This is a genomic window from Pseudomonas sp. 10S4 (genome assembly GCF_034344865.1).
Lineage (GTDB): Bacteria > Pseudomonadota > Gammaproteobacteria > Pseudomonadales > Pseudomonadaceae > Aquipseudomonas.
This window is the reverse complement of the sequence record NZ_CP133774.1, coordinates 4,881,475-4,900,778: the sequence shown is the minus strand read 5'-3', so window position 1 is coordinate 4,900,778 and position 19,304 is coordinate 4,881,475. Positions and strand designations below refer to the sequence as shown.

The window sequence follows — 19,304 nt, the reverse complement described above, 5'->3', positions numbered from 1 at the left end:
ATGATCAGTCCATCAGTCCATCAGTCCAACGGCACGGTCTCGCGCCAGTCGACGGCTTCCTCGAACTGGGGCTGTTCCGACTTGTCCAGGTAGAAATCGCCGATCGCCAGCACATCGATGTTGGTGCGCATGAAGCAGCGATAGGCTTCGAATGGCGTGTTCACGATCGGCTCGCCACGCACGTTGAACGAGGTGTTGACCAATACGGGACACCCGGAACGCTGGTAGAAGCGCTCAAGCAGCGCGCGGAACCGCGGGTTGCGCTCCCGGTCCACGGTCTGCACCCTGGCCGAGAAGTCCACATGGGTAATCGCCGGCAAATTGCTGCGCGCCACCTTGAGCAGGTCGATGCCGGTCAGCTGCGCCTGTTCCTGTGGGATCACCCTGCGAATGGCCTCAGCCACCGGCGAGACCACCAGCATGTAGGGGCTTTCCTCGACAATGTCGAAGTAGTCCGACGCTTGTTCCTCAAGCACCACAGGCGCGAAAGGGCGGAAGGATTCGCGAAACTTGATGCGCAGGTTCATGGTCGTCTGGGTGTCCGCGCGGCGCGGATCTCCGAGGATCGAACGGCCGCCCAGCGAGCGTGGGCCGAACTCCATCCGCCCCTGGAACCAGCCGATCACCCCGCCGTCCTCGATGCTGGTGATCACCCGGCGGTCGACCTCTTCCTGTGAAAGCCTGTGGAAAACGGCGCCGCAGGCTTCCAGTTCGTCCCTGATCTGTTCCTCACTGTATTCCGGGCCGAGCAAGGCTCCGCTCATGCCATCGAGGACACCAGCGGGCAGTTCGCGGCGGGTCACCCCACGGCATTTGCGGTCGGTCAGCAGCGCGGCACCCAGGGAACCACCTGCATCGCCCGCCGCCGGTTGCACCCACAGCCTGTCGAAGGTTCGCTCACGGGAGATCACGCCATTGGCCACGCAGTTGAGGGCGACGCCCCCGGCCATGCACAGCGATGTCTCGCCTGTCAGTTCACGGGCAGTCCTGGCCAGGCGCGACACCACTATTTCCGTGACTTTCTGCACCGATGCCGCCAGGTCGAACTCGCGCTCGGTCAGTGGCGCCTCGGACAAGCGCCGGGGTCCACCGAACAGTTGCTCGAAGGCCTTGCCCGTCATCACTTCGCCTTTGATGAACTCGAACTTGGTCCAGTCGAGCCTGAAACTGCCGTCGGGCTTCACATCGATCAGATTCGAGAGAATCGTGTCGACATAGGTCGTCTTGCCGTAGGGCGCTAGCCCCATGAGCTTGTATTCGCCGGAGTCCACCTTGAAACCGCAGAAGTAGGTGAACGCCGAATAGAGCAGGCCCAGCGAATGGGGGAAGGACAACTCCGCGACCAGCTTGATGCCGTCTGCCTTGCCGTGCCAGAGGGTCGTCGTCGCCCATTCACCGACACTGTCGATGCACAGGATTGCGGCGCTCTCAAACGGACTGGGAAAGAACGCCGAAGAGGCGTGGGATTCGTGGTGACCATGCACTTCGACCTGACGACCGTCCCGGTCGCCCATCGCTTTCAGATGACGTACAACCTCACGGTCCATCCGCCGCTTGGTCGACAGCCAGTCACCCAGTGCCGGCGCATAGGTGCGCACGGCTGAAAGCCCCGCCACGACGGCTGTCGAGAGCACACGGCGGAATTTGAGCGCCGGATCTTCGTAATAGGCGACATGGTCGACGTCGGCCAATTTGATGCCCGCGTGCACCAGGACGTACTCGATGGCCTGGCGTGGAAACCCCGGGTCATGGCGGACCCGACTGAAGCGTTCTTCCTGGGCGGCGGCAACGATCTTGCCGTCTATTACCAAGGTGGCCGCACTGTCGTGATAGAAGGCCGAGATGCCAAGCGTGTACGTCATAGCAGCGCCCTCACTTTCTTGCGAAACTTGTCCAGCATGGTTTGCTCCCTGGGTGGATTGAGCGCGACGAATCCGGTACGGACCCGCGCCCACATTTCGTCACGATCACTTCGAGGAAATGCGCTGAGGTAGGCATCCAGGCTCGCGGCAGCCCATGCCGTATGCCCGGTGGATATGTTGTCGATGGAGTTGTGCAGGTCGACGAACATCGTCGGATAGCCATAGGCAACCAAGGCCTTGTGGGTACGCCGATAGCCGCCACCGACCCCGGACAGCTCCATCGCCAGGTTCAACCCGAGGATCTCCGGGCAGTAGGTTTGGGAATATCGTCTGATCGACAACCAGAACACCGGCAGTTCGAAGTCTTCGTCGTTGAAGCAGGCGGCATTGGCGTAGCCGGGGTCGGCGGTGGCTGGCAACTCACCATGTATCGCCTTGAGCAGATGGCGGTAGATGACGGGATGGTTCTGAGCCTCGATGCCGTTGCCCAGCTCATCGAAAAGCGTTTCGAACAGTCGGCTGCCGTACGCGGTGGAGGCCACCGCCGGATGGGCGAATCCCGCCAGCCAGGCACCGTCGATCATCGTCAACGGCGCAAGGGAGAGGATATCGGCCACCACGTCCTCGCGCGATGGCAGCTCTTCATCCTGTTCCAGTGACTGGTTGGACGCCACGTGCTGGCCCTGCAACCATGGCTGCAGAACACCGGGAGCCCATTGCTCCGGCAATGGGCAACGCCCGTTGGCGACCCCACTCGCGGCCCTGGCAAGCCAGCGTGTCACGTAGTGTCCGCTGTAGTGTTCCTCAGCAGGCGTGAGCTCCACGCGCAGCAGGCGCGGGTAGGCCTGTCGCAGGCTGAGGCTGGTGACCAGGGCCGGCGCCTCGATGTCCTCCCGGATGGCCCCAACGAGCCTGCCGTCGTCCTTCCACATCTGGCAGGCCGCGGGTTGCAGGGGCGCATCGGCGTAGGGCAAGCCGGCGATCCATCGATGAAGAATGACGATGTCGTCGCGGCTGAAGATGCGGAACATCTTGCCCCGCGGCGAAATCAGGCTGGTGAGCAGCGGACTCGACTCCGGCTTACCCGCCCTCACGTAGGTGCTGGCGGCAAGGTGGTCGAGGAAGGTCAAGGAATCGTCGACCTCCAGCAAGGGCTTCATCGGCGCCTTGTTCAGTCGCGTCTTGTCATGGTATTGGCAAGCATCCAGCCGACGACGGCTGATCAGGTGACGCGCCGCCTCCCTCGGATCGAGCCAGCGCTCAAGCACATCGAGCAGCGCCTCGCTCATCGCCTCGGCCTGCCAGCGTGCCCACCGGTAACCCTGGCGTACGCCAGTGTGGCCCGACTCCCCCGCGTGCAGGAGGAATTCGCGCACTGCCGTTTCGGCGAGCGCGGCGAGGTCATCTGTACCCCCGGCGGGGTCGCGACGCAGATCGAGGAATTGGCAGGCGGAAGGTTCATTGTCAGCGATGAACTCGAACGAGGGCAGCAGCCCGCAATGACGCAGGTACAGGTTGGCCCCCAGGACCTGGGCCATCAGCGACTCGGGGAAATGCCCGAGCACGGCTAGCGTCGAGGCAAAGTTGAAGGCCCCATCCGAGATCCTCGGGTCGCCCCCCGCCCGCAGCAGGTCTTCGCCGGCATCCGCCAGCCCATGTTGACGCAGCAACTCCTGGTAGCGTTGGATACGACTGGCCGCCGGTTGACCGACACCGACATCCGCCGCATGGATTCTCAGCGCTGCCATCGCGTAGCGCGCTTCGTTGTTCCAGCTGCCACACAGCCCATGAATCAGGTACTGGCTGCCGATCAGCAAGGGCGCCGACTCCAGCGCCGCTTTGGCACGCAGCGCCCGGGCATCCTTTTCGTCAGCCTTGATCGCCTGCGTCAACCTTCGAAATCCTTCGCGCACGGGTCGGAGCCGTTCGAATGCAACGCCTGGCAGCCCGGCCAGGGCCGTCTCGCTGGCGAAGTCGACGTCTGTCAGGTCTGCTCCAGGCACTGTCTCGAGGCAGGTGCGCAGGGAGGCCGAGGTAAACACCCGCCTGGCCTCTTCCCCTGCCTGGGCCCCGAGGAAGCTGGAAAAATCTGCCGATTAGTCTTCATCAGTACATTGGATAGATAGAGGAATTGTTTTTCTTCTTGGCTTTTTTCTTTCTCTTGAACAAACCGCCAAGTGCCTTGCGAATTCGCTTTAACATAAGACCTCCTTAATCCTTACTGCAGATTTCGATGAATGGCGCGTGCCACGACATCACTGCCAACGTCGGTATAGTGTGCGCGGTCGACAAATAACCATTCATCGGTCGGGCGTTGACGTAAATCATCGACCAGATTGCAAAATCGAATACCCAGTGCATGACAACCGCTGGCCAGGTTATCGGAATAATGGTCAGCGACGGCGGGATCCGATATATCACCGTACAAGTTTTGCCACGTACCAAATCGGGAAATCCGGTCAAGTTCATCGAACAACTTCTGCTCTTCGGTGCACGGCTTTCTCACCCAAGTCGCCAAGGGTTGCATGAGAAATGAAAGTTCCGCACCGAGGGAGTCAGCAAGTCGTTTCCACGTGGTCAAACAATTAAGCGTGTCTTCGGCGGCGCGTGCCACCGTGTGTGCAATCGGTGGCACTGCGGTAGTTTCGGTCGGCCACTTTGGAAGTTTGACGGGCGGCAGTTCGGCGCCATTTTCCTCCGCAATTTCATCAAACTTTTCATAGTAATCGCCGCAGAAGTGGTACGGCGGCAGGTCACCGCGAATGAACTCGGGAAGACGGGCCATGACCAGCGTGTTGAAGCCGCCCATGACCACGATCTTGCGCACTTTGGGCAAGCGGTGGACATGCAGAATGAACAGCATCAATTCCTGGGTCGAATTGAAGCAGTGTCCCGCAAAATTCAACCATGGCGTACCGTCGGGATCCTGCGCGGCAAGGCGGCTCGCCACCGAGGCGGCATCGCTGGAGGCCCCATATCCCAAGGCTGACGAGGCCCCGACCAGCAGATTGACCGCCTGCGGTGCGTGTGTCCCCAGGTTACCGGCACTGATCGGTCGGCCTTGCGCATCATGGGCGAGACGAAAGCCGAGCCGATCGGTATTGATCGATGGCGAACGGTAGTCGGCGGCATTGAAACCCATGACATAGGGCAAGTACTGGGAGCGACCACGACTGGCGAATCGATCGTAATCGAGCATCTGCGGTGTCAACTTCACACGTTCCAGACCGGGATCATCAAGTGCGATGCGCTTGCGACTTTTGAACATGGTCAAACTACTCCTTGAGTGAGAATCGGAATTCCATTTGATCAGGAAAGCTTTTTTCAGAGCGAACACCGCCGTACAACTATCGAAGTTATAATTTCGAAAATCGCGAACGTGCTAACAACAGCCCGCGGTAGGCCGGACAGCATAAAATTTAGTTATTGTGTAATAGCGCTTTCTAAGGTGTGAAAGTCGAAATTAATTCAGAGGAGATGGGGGCAGTGGAAGTCGCACCGCGAGACGGTGAGAAAGAAGTGTGATGAACGGATGTTGTTATCAGGAGGCGTAATCTGGAAGCATTGCATGTTGCAATACGGTGCTGCTGAGAGTTTCCACGCATTAGTACACTCCTTTGTCTTATTCCCTCCGGATCCCACCGAAGGCACATTTGTAGCACCGATTCTAGGCGGTAAATTCTGGCTGTCAATATGTAACAAAGTGTATTTCGTCGGCGAATACGAATATTTTTGTATTTTGCTCATTGTGTACGATCGTTTCACTAACAGCGTGACCGGTATCTCCACTCCATTGCGCGGCCTCTAAACTTTAACGCATCGGTCAGGATATTGTTTCGGGGGGCGGTAGAAATCTTGGACTACCTGGAGGTAGTTCATGTATTCATACGAAGACCGCATCCGAGCGGTCAAGCTCTACATCAAACTGGGGAAGCACACCGGGGCAACTGTTCGTCAGTTGGGCTACCCGACGAAGAACTCTCTGAAGAGCTGGCATGAAGAGTACGAGCGATGCCTCGACCTGTCGCGTGGTTACATGCTCTCGAAGCCGAAGTACTCACTGGCCCAAAGGGAAAAGGCTGTCGGGTACTATCTCGACCACGGGCGCTGCGTCGCCTCCACCATCAAGGCTTTGGGCTACCCGGCACGGGATTCGTTGCGTGCCTGGATTCATGAATTGCACCCCGAACTGCACACCCGCGTCGTTGGTCGATCTGACGGGCTATCACGCCCGCCAGCGATGAAGCAGGCTGGTCATCGCGCTGTGTACGCGACAAGAAAGTGCGAACGCCGGGGCTCAAAAGCTGGGCGTGTGCAGGCCGACCTTGTACAACTGGAAAAATCAGCTAATCGGCCCAGAGGCATCAGCATCCATGAAACGCCGACAAGAAACTCCCTGGCTAACGAATAGGCTTAATTAGGCAATGCTTACAGGTCCTGAATTAGGCGCAGCCATCGAGCAAGCTCGGGTCGCCAAACGCGTTACAAAGAAGAAGCTCGCCGAAGATTTCGGCGTGGCGGGTCCGTCTGTCCAAGGCTGGGTGAAGACGGGCCGAATCGATAAGTCGAAGCTCATGGAGCTGATCGAGTATTTCTCGGACGTTGTGAAGCCTTCTCACTGGGGCTTAAGCGATCGGATGGGCAATATTCTTTCGGCATCAGAAGCCGAGAAAGGCCTTGATCGAACTATCCGAGCTGATGTCCATCTCTCGGATATCCAGCCTTGGGACGACAACACCCCTCTCGACGATGACGAGGTCTACGTCCCTTTCCTGCGCGAAGTGGAACTGGCCGCCGGCTCCGGCCGATTCGTGATTGAGGAAAGCGACAGCGCCAGGCTGCGCTTCTTCAAGAAAGACCTTCGTCACAACAACGTTCAGTTCAGCAACGCGAAGTGCGTGCTCGTCAGCGGCAACAGCATGCTGCCCGTACTGCGCGATGGCGCGACCGTAGGTATCAACGTCGGCAAGAGCTCCCTGGGCGACATCGTCGACGGCGACATGTATGCGATCACCCACCACGGCCAACTCCGCGTGAAGCAACTCTACAGACTGCCGAGCGGCATCCGTCTACGCAGCTTCAACCGCGATGAGCACCCGGACGAGGATTACACCTTTGCCGAGATCCAGGATCAGCAGATCGCAATCTTGGGCCACGTTTTCTGGTGGGGCATGTTTGCGCGCTAAAATTGAACGACAAAGCAATGCCCTGCAGAAGGGTTACTGAATGCCGAAGAAACAGCCGGAAAGTAAAATAGCAACGACCGCTGCTGACATTGAGCGCTCTATCCAGGCCCTGAACAAAATGGCTGAACGCCTTTGGGGTGATGGCCGGGAATCTGAGGCGAAAGCCCTCCTCGACGCCTTGGATGCATTAAATCGTGCGCTTGATCGGGTCAGGATTGGAGAGAGTCGCAGAGTTGCGACCCTTCATTAAAGCTTACGAATCAGCCGGCGCGAAGTAGATTTGCAGGAGGTTTCATGCCCCTCACCAAACCAAATCAAGAACTATTGCCTTGGCAGGCCTGCTGATAATTCTGCTCTCCCGAAAGCCAACAGCAGCTCCGGCGACAGTTGAAAGCAACTCACGCTCCTGTGGAAGATCTTGTACATCTCGACAGAGAGGCTTTCGGCTGCGTTTCACCTAGCGATTTTGATCGAGCCTATACCAGCTACACCCAAGCCGAATATGCGTTGTGGTCTGTCATGATCACACGCAAGTACTGTTTTGCGCAGTTGGATCTCAGCCAGGACATTTCGTGGACGGTAATGCAAGTGCGTGATGACCTAATGCAAATCGGACTCAAGCGCGCGACCGAGTATTCGAAAGCACCCGATATAGGCCAATCCACCTACTGGACGCGAACTGGCTGGGCCTATCCCGCAGAATAACGCAGCAACGCCAATTGCAAAGCCCGCCAAGCGCGGGCTTTTTTGTGCCTGCAATTACTGCGTTACACCCGGCGCCGGCAGCAAGGAGACCTGAGGCAGCACGACTGGCGAAAGATTGCCGGTAGCGTCTTCTGGCAGCGTGTACATGGCGCCGGTAAGTGGGTCGACAATAAGCATACCGATCAAACCTCCAATCAGCAGGTTGCCCCAGTACCAACCGCTCACCGTGGATTTCAAAGGAACAGTTGTCTCTGCGTAGCCGTCCTTCTGGAAGGTGACTGTGTAGCTTTCGCTTTTGAAGTAACCGCGACTGGTCTCCAGAATGGCTGCGCCAGGTGTGACGCCTTTCATCACAACGCCTCCCTTGCTGTCCTTAATCACGTAATTCGCCTTGGTCGGCATGCTGTACAGCCCCACCTTTGGCTTGCTGTCACTGACAATGCTCGCGCAACCGGATACTGCAAACGCCAAAACTATCGCCATCCCAGCGCACGCTTTACGAAAAACCATCACACCACTCCATATCGCCATCATTGGCTCGGCCGTAAATCGACCGGCGCGGATTGTATCCGAATGATAGCAATTAGACATCCACCCGCATGCCGTCTATTCCGGGCTTTTAGAGGGTTTCTCCTCGCTAAACGAACCGAGCCCGCTTGGGACTATTGCTAAATTGTGTCAGGATAAATACTGTATGTGCGTACAGCTAACGCAAGGAGCGCCCTATGTTTCACCCTACATCCGGATCGCAGCCAAAGAATTCCTATGAGCTCGTCGGTCGGCGAATCAAAGAGCTGATCGCGGCGCTTAGCGTCAAAAAGCAAAATGGCTGTCGTGGTATCCAGGCGAAAGGACGAGAACCCTGAGGCATGGCACCAGGTCATTCGAGATATTGAGGAAACTAACGGCGTAAGCATCGAACGCCTGAGTGACGGCACCGTCAGGATCGGCTGGCGAAAAATACTGCGACTGAAAATATGACCCCGCCTAGTGCGGGTTTTTTATGCCTATCAAAAAATAATTAGCCAATACCTATTTACAAAATGTTAGTCAATGCCTACTGTTCATCTCAAGCCAACGCAACACCGGCCCAGCAGCGAAAGCCGCGCCGCTCTTTAGTGATACACCTTGCCGGATCACTACCGGCCCAGATTCAAAGGCAGCGATGAACCGGCCTCAACGGTTCAGAGGGTTGGCAACTGACCCGGGCGTGCAGCGTAAAACGCCAAGAACAGTTACACAGCGGGAGAACATGCCGAAAGGCCCAAAGATCGTCGCCAGCCAGGTCAGCGACAGCATCCGCGCCAACCTGGCGAGCTTGGTCGAACTGACCGCCGATTACGTCTTCCTGTTCAACAACGTTCAGCAACTGGTGCTGAAGGTGAACGATGACCTGGTGGCGCTGATCAAGGTTCGAATTTCGAAACATCAGAAAGCCGAGGAAGAAAAAGCGGAAGCCACCCGCAAGCGCATCCGAGAGGAAGAGTTGCAGCGGATTGCGAATGAAGCAAAACCGATGACCTACCGCGCCGAGGTCACGAATCTGGAAGCCCTGGTGCACGCCGTAGCTGGCGGGCTGGCACCGCTAAGCGTGCTGACCGTCAACTGGGACGCATTCGACGCCCTGGTTGCTCAGCAAGGCTCGCTTTTCAGCATGGCCGGAGTAACCCTGGTGAATGCCGCGGCATGAGGAAGATCAAGCGAATAGTAAATAAATGACACCGGCAACCTTAGTTGGATCTGCCGAAAAGTATTATCGAAGCAGACATACTGACTCAGATGAAATCATTAAGTAGGGCGATCGTAAAAACAGCACCCATTCATTAATTTATGCATTTGAAAATTTGGAGTATTTATGTCTAACGACACTTTAACTCACGCAGTAGACGCACCATCCAACATCAACAATAACCTTGCAACCCAAATCGGAGGTACTCAAGCAACCACTGTTACTACCGAAGACGCTGCTTTAGTCAGTTGGAGCAGAACACCTATGGCTTCTGCTAGCACAGGCACTGTCGCTGCTTCATTAAGTACTACCTGGATCAGTGTTTGGGAATTCACCAATCTAATTACCAATAAGCCTAACCCGTCAGACCCTACGACATGGGATTGGTCTCCGGCCATTGCGGGCGCACAGGCTAAAGCTCAGTCTATGGCCAAAGTAGCCTATGGCGGTTACGGCGTAAGTTTTACTGCCGGAGTTTATCCGGTTACCCGAATCATTCACTACAGTGGCACGCCGCTTCAAGGCATGGGCTCTCGTAATACCTTCATCTCGGCTCTGCCTTTCGATCCTGCCAATGGTAAGCCATACGGTATGCTGGAACTGGCTCCAGGGGTAGTACAGGGTGCGCACATCAGTGGTATTACATTTTGCGGATCACCCTCTTATGTATATGGGACAGCTGCGGTCAACCCAAATCAATGGGGTTTCTACTGCCATGCACAGTACGACGCTAGCTATGTAGAGGGGGGTTTCTGGCACTCAAATCTAGTGGATGTGTGTTTTTGGAACTTCAAAAAGGCATTTGGTCTCGTGGCGGTTATACCCAAGCCAACTCGAAGCGACCACACCAGTGGATCGACTTTTCTGATGTTCAAGTTGAGGTTCAGGATGGCGGTGAGCCTTGGCTGTTTACTGGGCAACATGGCCAGATCTCAGTGCGAGGCGGGCAAGGTAAAAGCATTAGTTCCTCCGTCGTAACACGTGCACTGTACTCGGTCAAAATCGCTGTTGACCCTGCTCCTTCAACAACTGCTTACGAAGGTATCAATGGCGAAAGCACTTCGGATGTTTCTGGTGTAGGCAATGCCTCTCGAGCCGGCCACAATATAAATTTTAGTGATGGTTTCTCATTTCAAGGATCGCAGAAGGGTCTTTGGGTCGATGGTCCTGCACGTAATATTACATCTGATGGTTGCTGGTATGAGACCTTGGCACAAGCAGTGACTATGACAGGTGACGGGAATATTAGTCTTTCTAACAACCGCTTTGCCAATGCAGGTATTGGTGCCACGGCTGGCGGTACGCCTGGAACAGGTTATATTGTTACTTTAGGATCTAAAGGCCAGATTGATTGGGGTCAGGGTAACGTCGTAGAGGGGTCTTATGATCACTTAATTTCCGATACGTCTTCTGGAGCCAACGAATGCAATGGTATCAACTGGCGAGGTTACCTTCGTAGTGATGCTACCGGACTTACCATACTGCCTGCATTGCCACAAAAATCGCCTGCTATGGACACTAACGGCAAGATTGATATGGGATCACATGGTTTTGGGACAATAGCACCTAATCCTGATCGCTCTGTACGATTGTCTCACATATCCAGCAATTTGTTACCGGGACAAATTTTAGTGCTGCGAGCAACTACCGGCCCTGTAACTCTCAAAAATTCTTCTGGTGGTAATATAATTACTGGTACAGGTCGGGACATTACAATACCCGCTGGTGGTATAGCCACTTTTATGCGCATACAACCTTACGTAGCCGGTTCTGAGTTTTTGCTTCAGTCTGTATCTGTTCACTCTGCTTCTACAGTGCCTACTGACGGGTTTTATTACACTCAAGGGCACATCATCGAAAACATTGCCGTGGGTGCCGGTGTGCCGGACAGATGGAAGTGCACTACTTCGGGACTGGCTGGTACTACAGCAATATTCAAAGCCGCAGCTGTATTAACTTAATCAAGGGTATCCGGATCAAGTGCATGGAACTGATCGCCAGAGAAAGCCGCGTCACCCCGGGTGGACAGATTTGAGGCGGATGAACACCTGGGTAAACCAACGAAGCCGACAGTCCTGTCTGGACCTGCCGGCCAGCGGTCTCGAAGAGGCAGGCCATGGCCAAGACTGGACAATAGCGATCGGCGAAGGCCGCCGAGAAGCGGATCGAGTACGACGAGAAGGAATTGCGGCACCGGTACGGCTCGGCACGCGGCAGAAGCTTGACGAACTGATGGCCTGGAACGGCATCGAGGAAATGAACGAGGCTGTGCAGAACCTGACTTTGAGCGCTCATGCGCTCGGACCGACCCTCTCGTTCCAAGCGATGGAAGTCCACGCCACAAAGTGCAGATATGCGAAAACGTGGCGCGGATGTTTCGAAATGAGAGTTTGGCAGAGCTGAGGCGTGCGGTGCCTACCCGAGGTATTCGCAATGCCCGTTCTCCATCGCGTCACCCACAAGATCGCCAGCAAACCCGAAGGCAGCCCGCCAGCCCAACACAGCGGCGGCACCGCATTTGGCTGACCATTCCACCAGGCGGCATTTGAGGTAATGGCGACTGCCGTAAAGCTCTCGGCGGTTAATCACTGAAAAACTACCGCAAAAAGAAGTCTCCTAAAAAGGTTCAGCTCCAACGTGGTTTCATTCAGGCGAATGAAGCCTTTAAAAACCCATGTATATGGGATCAACATAACTTGAGGTAAATATGACTATCGGCGAATCCACTCAACTAGCTGAAACTACTCCACTTGAGAAAGTCCTGATTGATTCCAACCAAGGATCCCCCCAAATTCCTTTCGTACCTCGGAGCGCTAGCTCAGTACTTTCTGTGGTGGAGTCAGCATCGCGGCACAGTGTCCACGCTGACGACTACTGCCTGCCAGGACTTGTCGACAACACAGACGGTTTGGCAAAAGCAGTTGCTGCTCTCGGCTCACTTGGTGGAACAGTACTTCTTGGGCCTCGAACATACGTAGCCAGCACAATGGTAATTCCCAGAGGGGTAATTATCCAAGGTGAAAATCCCTTGGTATCTATACTACTGCAACAGACGGGATCAAACGTAGACTTTGTAACCTCAGAAAATTTTCCGGTTTTGACCGGCACGGGCTTACCAGTCGCAACAGATAATCGAGTGCCCTCCTGGTTTGGGTTAAGAAATGTTCAGGTAAATGGCAACAAAGAACATAACAGTGTCGGCCGAGCATGCTGCTTCTATGGCGCCTACACGATAATAGATCACGTTGTTATCGGATGGGCGCCAGCGGCGGCCTTTACACTGAGTATGCAACGAACGTATCCAGCAACGCTTCAATTGCCGATCAAGAGGAAGGCTTTGTTCGCGATTTAATTGTCCGCGACAACAACGGAGATGGCTGGATAAACCGCGGGCCGCACAATGTCCACATGGACAATATCACTGGCATGCGAAATGAAGGCTGGAACTACTTCAGTGAGGTTCTCGACGGGACGTACAATGGGGCCCCCACTTACTGCACAATTTTACATTGCTTCCAGGGTGACATGAACTGGACCAGTGCAAGCGGTCGCAAACGTAAGAACATCTATATCGGCACTAATGGTTCGTTCGGTCAGATCACCGTGGATGGTGGTTCATTAGAAATTAATGCCGGATCGTGTTTGATTTCAAATCTGAATCAGTACTTCGGCGGCCAAGGTGGCGATATGGTTACGATTTCGGGTTCTCGCAACATGATTGGAGTATGGCGAGGACTCGCTCGCGCCGCATCATCTACCGCCACACCAGACGCTTGGATCGCCAAGATCACAGGAGACTTTAACAGCATCGGCGTCATGCAGATTTACGATAACTCTGCCGCTGTTGCATTTTCCAATGGCGTTTTTATCGGTGGCGTGGGCACAGCCATTGCTGATCTATTTATTCGTGGGACCAAGACCGGCCTAAAAGTCACCTCAAGCCGCAATAGAATCCGCGGTTGGATTGCGAACACCGTGGTCGCAGGTTTTGAATACACCACTCCAGTGGACTCACACGGGGGTAGAAATAGGATCAACTTGGATATATCTCTCATCATCCGGTGCATATACAATAGGTAATGCACCAATAGTTAATTCGGACCGCTTCAATATCGAAGGAACTGGCTTGAACGGTGGAACCAAGTCAACTAATTTTTCCAAAGAACAATCATCCATCGCAGGCGACCCAGACGCTGCGGGGATTAAAACGATGATCATTCCCCATGGCCTGCTTTATACGCCTAGACGCCAAGATATTAAATCATCCCTGACAGGACTAACGATAAAAACATTAACTCTTGGCTTCATGCGCTGTTCTGTAGTGGACGCTACAAATATCACTATTGAATATCTAGTCGTAACACCCGCTGTAGGGGGTGTTATGAGCATCGCCGTACAAGCTGCGGCACAGTAAATCGAGGTAAAAGGCCTTTGTCGCTTACTAACTGTCGTATCCGGTCACGGAGGGTGGCGCCTGCAATGTAGATTTTCCATAAGTGGTTATTTTTTCAAAACCACCGCCTCCGCTGTGCTCGTCGCCGTCAACTCCCGAAGCGAGAAGGCGGCATGATGCGGCTCAGCAGGAAGGTCAGAGCGCACTGCCGGCTGCCATTAGGAGATGGAGCATAGGGAAGAATCCCGCCGCAGAATTAGTAGAATTGTGAGGTAGCGGGAAAGAAACGAGACCAACAGCGCAATCTTTGAACCACATACAAGTAATCATGACCCATGATCTAAACAGGCCAGATCATAAAAAACTTAAATCAAGAGGGACCAAACACTATATTATCAGCCTCCTGCAAAGTTAAAACCTGTGTAAGCTCAATCGTTAGATAGCTATAAGCTTTAGGATTAAATTTAATCTGCACAGCTGGATTTTCACTAAAATTCGACAGCCAATCATAATCATTACAGTAGCTTGCAGGTATGTTAAGCCACTGCTGAGCCACTGGAACCGCAAAGCTATCCATTTCAGCCAACTCCTTACTACAATATACTGACCATATGTCAACGCCCTCAGCAGGAACAACAGCAGCAGCAATTCCATATCCGTAAGCATAAACAGCCGGTGTCTTTTTAAAGGTTTTTATTACATAAAAACCATTTCCTAATTCCCCTCCCGAGGCATGGTCCCAAACCCCTGGCACAACTCTTAGACCGCCTTTTAAGGATGCCCTATGCCCAGACCTAGTAGCGTGAAATCCTATTAATCTCATAGAAACTCCATTTTAATTGCAAGAATCTTCCAATTCACCAACCGCACACAGACCGAGTGTTTTAATTTTAAAAAGCCGAGACGCCTAGATTAAATAGATCGGTTTCCGTCAGTGCCTAGCCTCATATGCCGGTCGGCCAAGCACCATGTCCACACGCGAATTCTTGATGAATTTGCCCAAGCATTTTGCTTAATGCCAGCCATCAAAAAAATAGACCATTCCCAAATTAAACGCCAATACGCCAGCCGTAGAGGCCTACCCGAAGCAACCCATGCCCCCTTCCCACCAGATACTGGTCGGCGACTGCATCGACATGATGCGGACTCTGCCCGACCAGTCAGTGCAGTAAATGAAGCAGAAGTCTGCGACCGAGATAAATCACAGATTAATGCGGCTTAGGCAATTCAAAAGTCTGCTCAAAGCGAACCAAAGCGGGCGATCGCTGCATCGATAAATCGTCGGAGTTTGGCTGTTCTTTGACGATTTGCCGTGTAGAGCAAATGCATTTGTCGGCTCGGAGCTTCGAAGTCAGCTAACAATCGCACCAACTCGCCGCTGCGCAGCGCCGGCTCAAGAAAGTCCTCGGGTCCAAGGACAACTCCAAACCCGTCAAGCGCTGCTGTCAGCAGCGCTTTGCTCTCGTTGACCTGCAAACGACTGGCGACTTGTACCTTATGAACTACGGAGCCTTTGCAAAACTGCCATTCGCGGTCAGCCGGGCGGGACCAATAGGCATATCCTAAGCATTCATGGTTTTCGAGATCACCCGGTGTTTGTGGCGTTCCGCGCTCGATCAGATAGTTCGGGGCTGCGCAGGCCACCAACCGATAAGGCGCCAACGGTCTGGCTGTCAAACTGGAGTTGGCCAAGGGGCCGATCCGAAAAGCCACCTCATAACCCTCCTCCACCAGATCGACGAAGCGGTCCGTCAAATGCAGATCGATTTCTACCTCAGGGTGGTGCCGCAAGAAATCCGTCACGAATGGCATGAGGCTATAGGAACCGAAGGTCACGGGAGCACTGACTTTCAGTTTGCCACGAGGGGTGTCGTTCATGATCTGGGCAAGGGTGTCGGCAGCCTCGGCTTCGCTCAAAATATGCTTACAGCGTTCGTAGTAAGCAGTCCCCAGTTCAGTCAGGCTCTGGCGCCGAGTAGTACGGTTCAGTAGCCGCGCCCCTAGCCGGTGCTCAAGAGCGGCAACATGTTTGGCCACCATCTGCGGCGACAGACCCAATCGCTCGGCGGCGCGGGCATAGGAGCCTGATTCCGCCGCCATCACGAAAGCACTCATGCTCGTCAGACGATCCATCATTCAACACTCCTGGTAACGAGACTAAGTACCCGATGATTATTTATCTGCCAGTGGTTGGCAATCATCATGGACTCTTCCTACCAATCAAGGAGCAAAGACATGCGAATCGGCATTATTGGAGCTGGCTTCATCGGACGTGCGGTGGCGCAATTGGTCATCGCAGCGGGACACGAGGCGATGCTCAGCAACTCACGCGGCCCACAGACGATGAGTAGCATACTCACTGACATTCCCGGCAGTCAGGTCGGCACTATCGAGGACGCCGCACAATTTGGCGACGTGGTGCTGGTGGCCATTCCCCTGGCGCATTACCGAAGTGTGCCGGCGCAGTGGCTGGAGGGCAAAACCGTGCTGGATGCCAACAACTACTACCCGCAACGCGACGACCCTATCGCCGCCCTCGACCGCTTCGAAACCACCACCAGCCGCCTGCTCGCCGAGCATCTGCCCCAGGCCAATGTGGTCAAGGTGTTCAATGCCATTCTTGCCCGGGATTTGGTGCCGGACGCACGCCCCGCAGCGGCGCCCGACCGACGCGCACTTCCGATCGCTGCTGATGATCCGGCCGCCAAAGCCCTGGTTATCAGATTGCTGGACGAGATTGGATTCGACGCCGTTGATGCTGGCAGCCTTGATGATAGCTGGCGATTCGAACGGGCTAAACCCGCTTACTGCATACCACTGGATAAAGAGGGGCTGAAGGTTGCCTTGGCTGCGGCCCAACGGCAGGTCGAATTGCCCGACGGATCGTGGCGCCGCTGAATTGTCCGCACCCACTGGATCGAGAGAAGACTTGGAGCTGACGGAGGACAATGTCAGCTTCGGGTTGTGGATTTCGGCCAGCCGTAGCAGGCAGAGTTCGGCCAGACGAGACGCAGCATGGACCGATTCACCGGCGGTTGCCTGTGCGGCAACGTGCGACTTATGGCAGCAGGCCTACCCTACCGGGTCGGCTTTCGGTCGTTTCAACCTGTCACGTATGACCGGTTGAATCCACACTCGATTGCAGCCGTTCGAGACTGGTTGCAAACGGCAAAAAGCGGACGTCCAGCTTTGGTTCAGAAAGAAACCTGGCACTACGCCTTCGCTACGATCTCGTCCCACGCGGTAGGGCTGGGAAATAGCTCGTTCAGGAAACCCACAAACGCCTTCACATTCGGGCTGCCTCGGCGGCTCTCTGGCCACAAGGCCGTGATGGAGGAACGGTCGACAGCGAACTGTGGAAATAGCGGCTTCAGTTCTCCCCGTGCGACATAGGGCGCGGCGACATAGGTGGGTGAAATGCCAATGCCACCGCCAGCTGCAAGCACTGCGGCAACCGCATCGCTGGCGTCAATGACGATGGATGCGTCGGGCGCTATCTCCACCATTTGGTCCCCCACGTTGAATGGCCAACGTAGCGCTTGGCCCGAGCTCTGGTAGCGAAAATTCACGCAGTCATGGTCGACCAGGTCGCTGAGTTCCAGGGGCGTGCCGCGTTTGGCTAAATAGGCTGGAGAGGCGAAAGCGCAGATTCGATGCGGCCCCAGCGTGCGGGAGATAAGCCGCGAATCGGCCAGGTTGCCCACGCGCACAGCCACATCGATGCCTTGCGCAACGATGTCCACAAACTGATCGCCCAAGCGCAGGTCGATGGCGAGCTTGGGGTAGCGCTCGCGAAACCTGGGAATCGCCGGCGCCAATATGTTCAGCCCGATAGGCGGCGAAGCGGTCACTTTCAAGGTGCCGGAGGGCTCAGCGCGCGAGGCCACTGCGGCCTGCTCGATGTCCTCTACTTCACGCAGAATTCGTAGCGCCCGTTCGTAAAGATCCCGGCCTTCAGGTGTCAGGGTCAACGAGCGGGTGGTGCGGCTGAATAAACGTAGCTCGAAATGTTGCTCAAGGCGTTGCACGCTTTTACTGATAGCGGACGGCGACACGGATAAATCGCGGGCTGCAGCGGTGTAGCTGCCTAAAGAGGCAGCGCGGGCAAAGGCAATAAGACCGGTAAGGCGGTCCAACCCTATTTGTTCCTTCATGGCACTAGTAAAGCGATTTATGGCCTGATTATCAATGTTGGCTCGAATCTTTAGTCTTTGCCCAACGACGCCATTCAGGCAGTCAAGGAGATCGACCATGAGCCATTCCACCACCATACAAACCGCATTTACCCAACAGCTACCCTCTCATCTGGAAGGCCGCACGGTGGTGATTTTCGGCGGCACATCCGGCATCGGTTTAGCCGCCGCGATTCAAGCCAAAGCCGCCGGGGCATCGGTGACCGTGATCGGTTCCAATGCCGAGCGCGCCGAGCAAGCGGCGACAGAACACAGGCTCGCCGGCTGGCGCGCCGCTGATGTCACCAACGGCGATGCCGTCTACGCTGCCTTGGCGGACATTCCTCACGTGGATCATCTGGTTCTACTCGCCGGCACATTTGTGGCGGGCAAGGTGCTGGACGCTGAAATCGCATACCTGCGTCGGGCATTCGAAGAGCGTATATGGGCTTCGTTGCACGCCATCCGCGCGTTGGGAAATCGGTTGTCCAAGGACGGCTCCATCGTCTTTATCTCTGGCTGTTTGGCCGACCGGCCCAACGCCCATGGCACCGCCGTGATCGCCGCTGCATCGGCGGCAATGGAAGCGCTGGCACGTGGCCTGGCCCTGGAGCTGGCGCCCATCCGTGTGAACACCCTGTCCCCAGGCCCGATCGACACCCCCATTTTTAGCAAAGCCCTGGGCAAGGGGCGCGATGCGTACGTGAGCGCATGGGAGCAAGTGCTGCCGGTGCATCGCATCGGTACCGCCGCTGAAGCAGGCGCCGCTACCGTTTTCCTGATGACCAACACCTTTATGAACGGCGCCACGCTAAACATCGACGGCGGCGCTCGGCTGGTCTGAGTGACCTGACTCGCACTGAGTCCATTTCAGGAACAGCGCCATGACTGCGCTGGATACGTTGCGGTTTAGGATTGCTTCCGGCCCAGAGTGTGTAAAAACGCTTCGCCAAAATTGAAGTGTGCGCGTCTACGTTAAATCTGAAATTTATCGGCACGTCAGCAGATGTGGATTTCGCGTAGGAGCGCGATTTTCAGTCCGGTTTTGAGTACCTGTCGCGCTCAAAAACGTTTTTACACAGCCTCGGCCAGAAGCGGCCTGTTTTCTCCATTGCTTAAGATCAAAAGCTCGCGGCGAAAGCCCTCCTACATAGGATCGTAGTTCCTTGTGGCAGGGGCTTTAGCCGCGATATTTTTTGAGGGCGGCAGAAGGTCCGCAATTGGGCGATTAAAGCCCTTCGTGACTGGCGGCAAACG

The 19,304-nt window shown here is 55.3% G+C and carries 16 protein-coding genes and 3 pseudogenes; 12 read left to right on the top strand and 7 right to left on the bottom strand.

From position 1 onward, the window contains the following. Positions 1 to 20 precede the first annotated feature (20 nt). From RHM58_RS23120 to RHM58_RS23110, 3 genes are all read right to left on the bottom strand, one after another. Entirely contained in the window at positions 21 to 1,862 is a 1,842-nt protein-coding gene (locus tag RHM58_RS23120) for a carbamoyltransferase (protein ID WP_322268300.1), read from the bottom strand. Beyond that, positions 1,859 to 3,754, bottom strand: a complete 1,896-nt coding sequence (locus RHM58_RS23115) for an iron-containing redox enzyme family protein (RefSeq protein WP_322268299.1) — start codon at positions 3,752 to 3,754, stop codon at positions 1,859 to 1,861. The genes RHM58_RS23120 and RHM58_RS23115 overlap by 4 nt, the downstream gene beginning before the upstream one ends. Positions 3,755 to 4,080: 326 nt before the next feature. Further along, positions 4,081 to 5,130 (bottom strand): hypothetical protein, encoded by a 1,050-nt coding sequence (locus RHM58_RS23110; RefSeq protein ID WP_201257246.1) that lies wholly within the window; start codon positions 5,128 to 5,130, stop codon positions 4,081 to 4,083. A gap of 609 nt (positions 5,131 to 5,739) precedes the next feature. Here RHM58_RS23110 and RHM58_RS23105 point away from each other — a divergent pair. The 3 genes and pseudogenes from RHM58_RS23105 to RHM58_RS23095 all read left to right on the top strand — a co-directional run. Next, positions 5,740 to 6,259: pseudogene (locus RHM58_RS23105) on the top strand (IS3 family transposase); the annotation flags it as partial. Positions 6,260 to 6,286: 27 nt separating this feature from the next. After that, the gene (locus tag RHM58_RS23100) at positions 6,287 to 7,048 is read left to right on the top strand and encodes a S24 family peptidase (protein ID WP_322268298.1); all 762 of its coding nucleotides are present in this window, start codon (positions 6,287 to 6,289) and stop codon (positions 7,046 to 7,048) included. A 40-nt stretch (positions 7,049 to 7,088) separates the two neighbouring features. Continuing rightward, complete coding sequence (locus tag RHM58_RS23095) at positions 7,089 to 7,298, top strand: hypothetical protein (RefSeq protein WP_322268297.1); 210 nt, start codon at positions 7,089 to 7,091, stop codon at positions 7,296 to 7,298. A gap of 509 nt (positions 7,299 to 7,807) precedes the next feature. Here RHM58_RS23095 and RHM58_RS23090 read toward each other — a convergent pair. Continuing rightward, positions 7,808 to 8,263, bottom strand: a complete 456-nt coding sequence (locus tag RHM58_RS23090; RefSeq protein WP_322268296.1) for a hypothetical protein — start codon at positions 8,261 to 8,263, stop codon at positions 7,808 to 7,810. Between the two features lie 315 nt (positions 8,264 to 8,578). On the opposite strand from RHM58_RS23090, the gene RHM58_RS23085 reads away from it, so the two are divergent. From RHM58_RS23085 to RHM58_RS23060, 6 genes and pseudogenes are all read left to right on the top strand, one after another. Then, positions 8,579 to 8,734 (top strand): DUF1654 domain-containing protein, encoded by a 156-nt coding sequence (locus RHM58_RS23085; protein ID WP_322268295.1) that lies wholly within the window; start codon positions 8,579 to 8,581, stop codon positions 8,732 to 8,734. A 286-nt stretch (positions 8,735 to 9,020) separates the two neighbouring features. Next, positions 9,021 to 9,443, top strand: a pseudogene (locus RHM58_RS23080) (Heme peroxidase); the annotation flags it as partial. Between the two features lie 821 nt (positions 9,444 to 10,264). Then, entirely contained in the window at positions 10,265 to 11,443 is a 1,179-nt protein-coding gene (locus RHM58_RS23075; protein ID WP_322268294.1) for a hypothetical protein, read from the top strand. A gap of 79 nt (positions 11,444 to 11,522) precedes the next feature. Continuing rightward, positions 11,523 to 11,885 carry a hypothetical protein gene (locus RHM58_RS23070; protein WP_322268293.1) on the top strand — a complete coding sequence of 121 codons (363 nt, stop codon included), beginning with the start codon at positions 11,523 to 11,525 and terminating at the stop codon, positions 11,883 to 11,885. An 852-nt stretch (positions 11,886 to 12,737) separates the two neighbouring features. Further along, on the top strand, positions 12,738 to 13,562 hold the full coding sequence (locus RHM58_RS23065; protein WP_322268292.1) for a hypothetical protein: 825 nt from the start codon (positions 12,738 to 12,740) through the stop codon (positions 13,560 to 13,562). Between the two features lie 46 nt (positions 13,563 to 13,608). Continuing rightward, positions 13,609 to 13,896, top strand: coding sequence for a hypothetical protein (locus RHM58_RS23060; protein ID WP_322268291.1), 288 nt, complete (start codon positions 13,609 to 13,611; stop codon positions 13,894 to 13,896). Between the two features lie 349 nt (positions 13,897 to 14,245). Here the strand turns inward: RHM58_RS23060 and RHM58_RS23055 are convergent, their stop codons facing one another. Next, positions 14,246 to 14,698 (bottom strand): hypothetical protein, encoded by a 453-nt coding sequence (locus RHM58_RS23055; protein WP_322268290.1) that lies wholly within the window; start codon positions 14,696 to 14,698, stop codon positions 14,246 to 14,248. Between the two features lie 416 nt (positions 14,699 to 15,114). Continuing rightward, complete coding sequence (locus tag RHM58_RS23050) at positions 15,115 to 16,008, bottom strand: LysR family transcriptional regulator (protein ID WP_322270886.1); 894 nt, start codon at positions 16,006 to 16,008, stop codon at positions 15,115 to 15,117. A gap of 102 nt (positions 16,009 to 16,110) precedes the next feature. On the opposite strand from RHM58_RS23050, the gene RHM58_RS23045 reads away from it, so the two are divergent. Next, positions 16,111 to 16,773 (top strand): NADPH-dependent F420 reductase, encoded by a 663-nt coding sequence (locus RHM58_RS23045; protein WP_322268289.1) that lies wholly within the window; start codon positions 16,111 to 16,113, stop codon positions 16,771 to 16,773. A 117-nt stretch (positions 16,774 to 16,890) separates the two neighbouring features. Continuing rightward, positions 16,891 to 16,965, top strand: a pseudogene (locus RHM58_RS23040) (GFA family protein); the annotation flags it as partial. A gap of 122 nt (positions 16,966 to 17,087) precedes the next feature. On the opposite strand, the gene RHM58_RS23035 reads toward RHM58_RS23040, so the two are convergent. Continuing rightward, the gene (locus RHM58_RS23035; protein WP_322270885.1) at positions 17,088 to 18,029 is read right to left on the bottom strand and encodes a LysR family transcriptional regulator; all 942 of its coding nucleotides are present in this window, start codon (positions 18,027 to 18,029) and stop codon (positions 17,088 to 17,090) included. 97 nt (positions 18,030 to 18,126) lie between these two features. Here RHM58_RS23035 and RHM58_RS23030 point away from each other — a divergent pair, with 97 nt between their 5' ends. Then, entirely contained in the window at positions 18,127 to 18,891 is a 765-nt protein-coding gene (locus RHM58_RS23030) for an SDR family oxidoreductase (protein WP_322268287.1), read from the top strand. Positions 18,892 to 19,304: the final 413 nt, after the last annotated feature.

Bases quoted from the DNA above. Each gene is read 5' to 3' on its own strand.
- RHM58_RS23045 (WP_322268289.1), top strand. From the start codon at position 16,111: ATGCGAATCGGCATTATTGGAGCTGGCTTCATCGGACGTGCGGTGGCG.
- RHM58_RS23095 (WP_322268297.1), top strand. From the start codon at position 7,089: ATGCCGAAGAAACAGCCGGAAAGTAAAATAGCAACGACCGCTGCTGAC.
- RHM58_RS23090 (WP_322268296.1), bottom strand. From the start codon at position 8,263: ATGGTTTTTCGTAAAGCGTGCGCTGGGATGGCGATAGTTTTGGCGTTT.
- RHM58_RS23030 (WP_322268287.1), top strand. From the start codon at position 18,127: ATGAGCCATTCCACCACCATACAAACCGCATTTACCCAACAGCTACCC.
- RHM58_RS23120 (WP_322268300.1), bottom strand. From the start codon at position 1,862: ATGACGTACACGCTTGGCATCTCGGCCTTCTATCACGACAGTGCGGCC.
- RHM58_RS23035 (WP_322270885.1), bottom strand. From the start codon at position 18,029: ATGAAGGAACAAATAGGGTTGGACCGCCTTACCGGTCTTATTGCCTTT.
- RHM58_RS23110 (WP_201257246.1), bottom strand. From the start codon at position 5,130: ATGTTCAAAAGTCGCAAGCGCATCGCACTTGATGATCCCGGTCTGGAA.
- RHM58_RS23100 (WP_322268298.1), top strand. From the start codon at position 6,287: ATGCTTACAGGTCCTGAATTAGGCGCAGCCATCGAGCAAGCTCGGGTC.
- RHM58_RS23085 (WP_322268295.1), top strand. From the start codon at position 8,579: ATGGCTGTCGTGGTATCCAGGCGAAAGGACGAGAACCCTGAGGCATGG.
- RHM58_RS23050 (WP_322270886.1), bottom strand. From the start codon at position 16,008: ATGGATCGTCTGACGAGCATGAGTGCTTTCGTGATGGCGGCGGAATCA.
- RHM58_RS23055 (WP_322268290.1), bottom strand. From the start codon at position 14,698: ATGAGATTAATAGGATTTCACGCTACTAGGTCTGGGCATAGGGCATCC.
- RHM58_RS23065 (WP_322268292.1), top strand. From the start codon at position 12,738: ATGGGCGCCAGCGGCGGCCTTTACACTGAGTATGCAACGAACGTATCC.
- RHM58_RS23070 (WP_322268293.1), top strand. From the start codon at position 11,523: ATGAACACCTGGGTAAACCAACGAAGCCGACAGTCCTGTCTGGACCTG.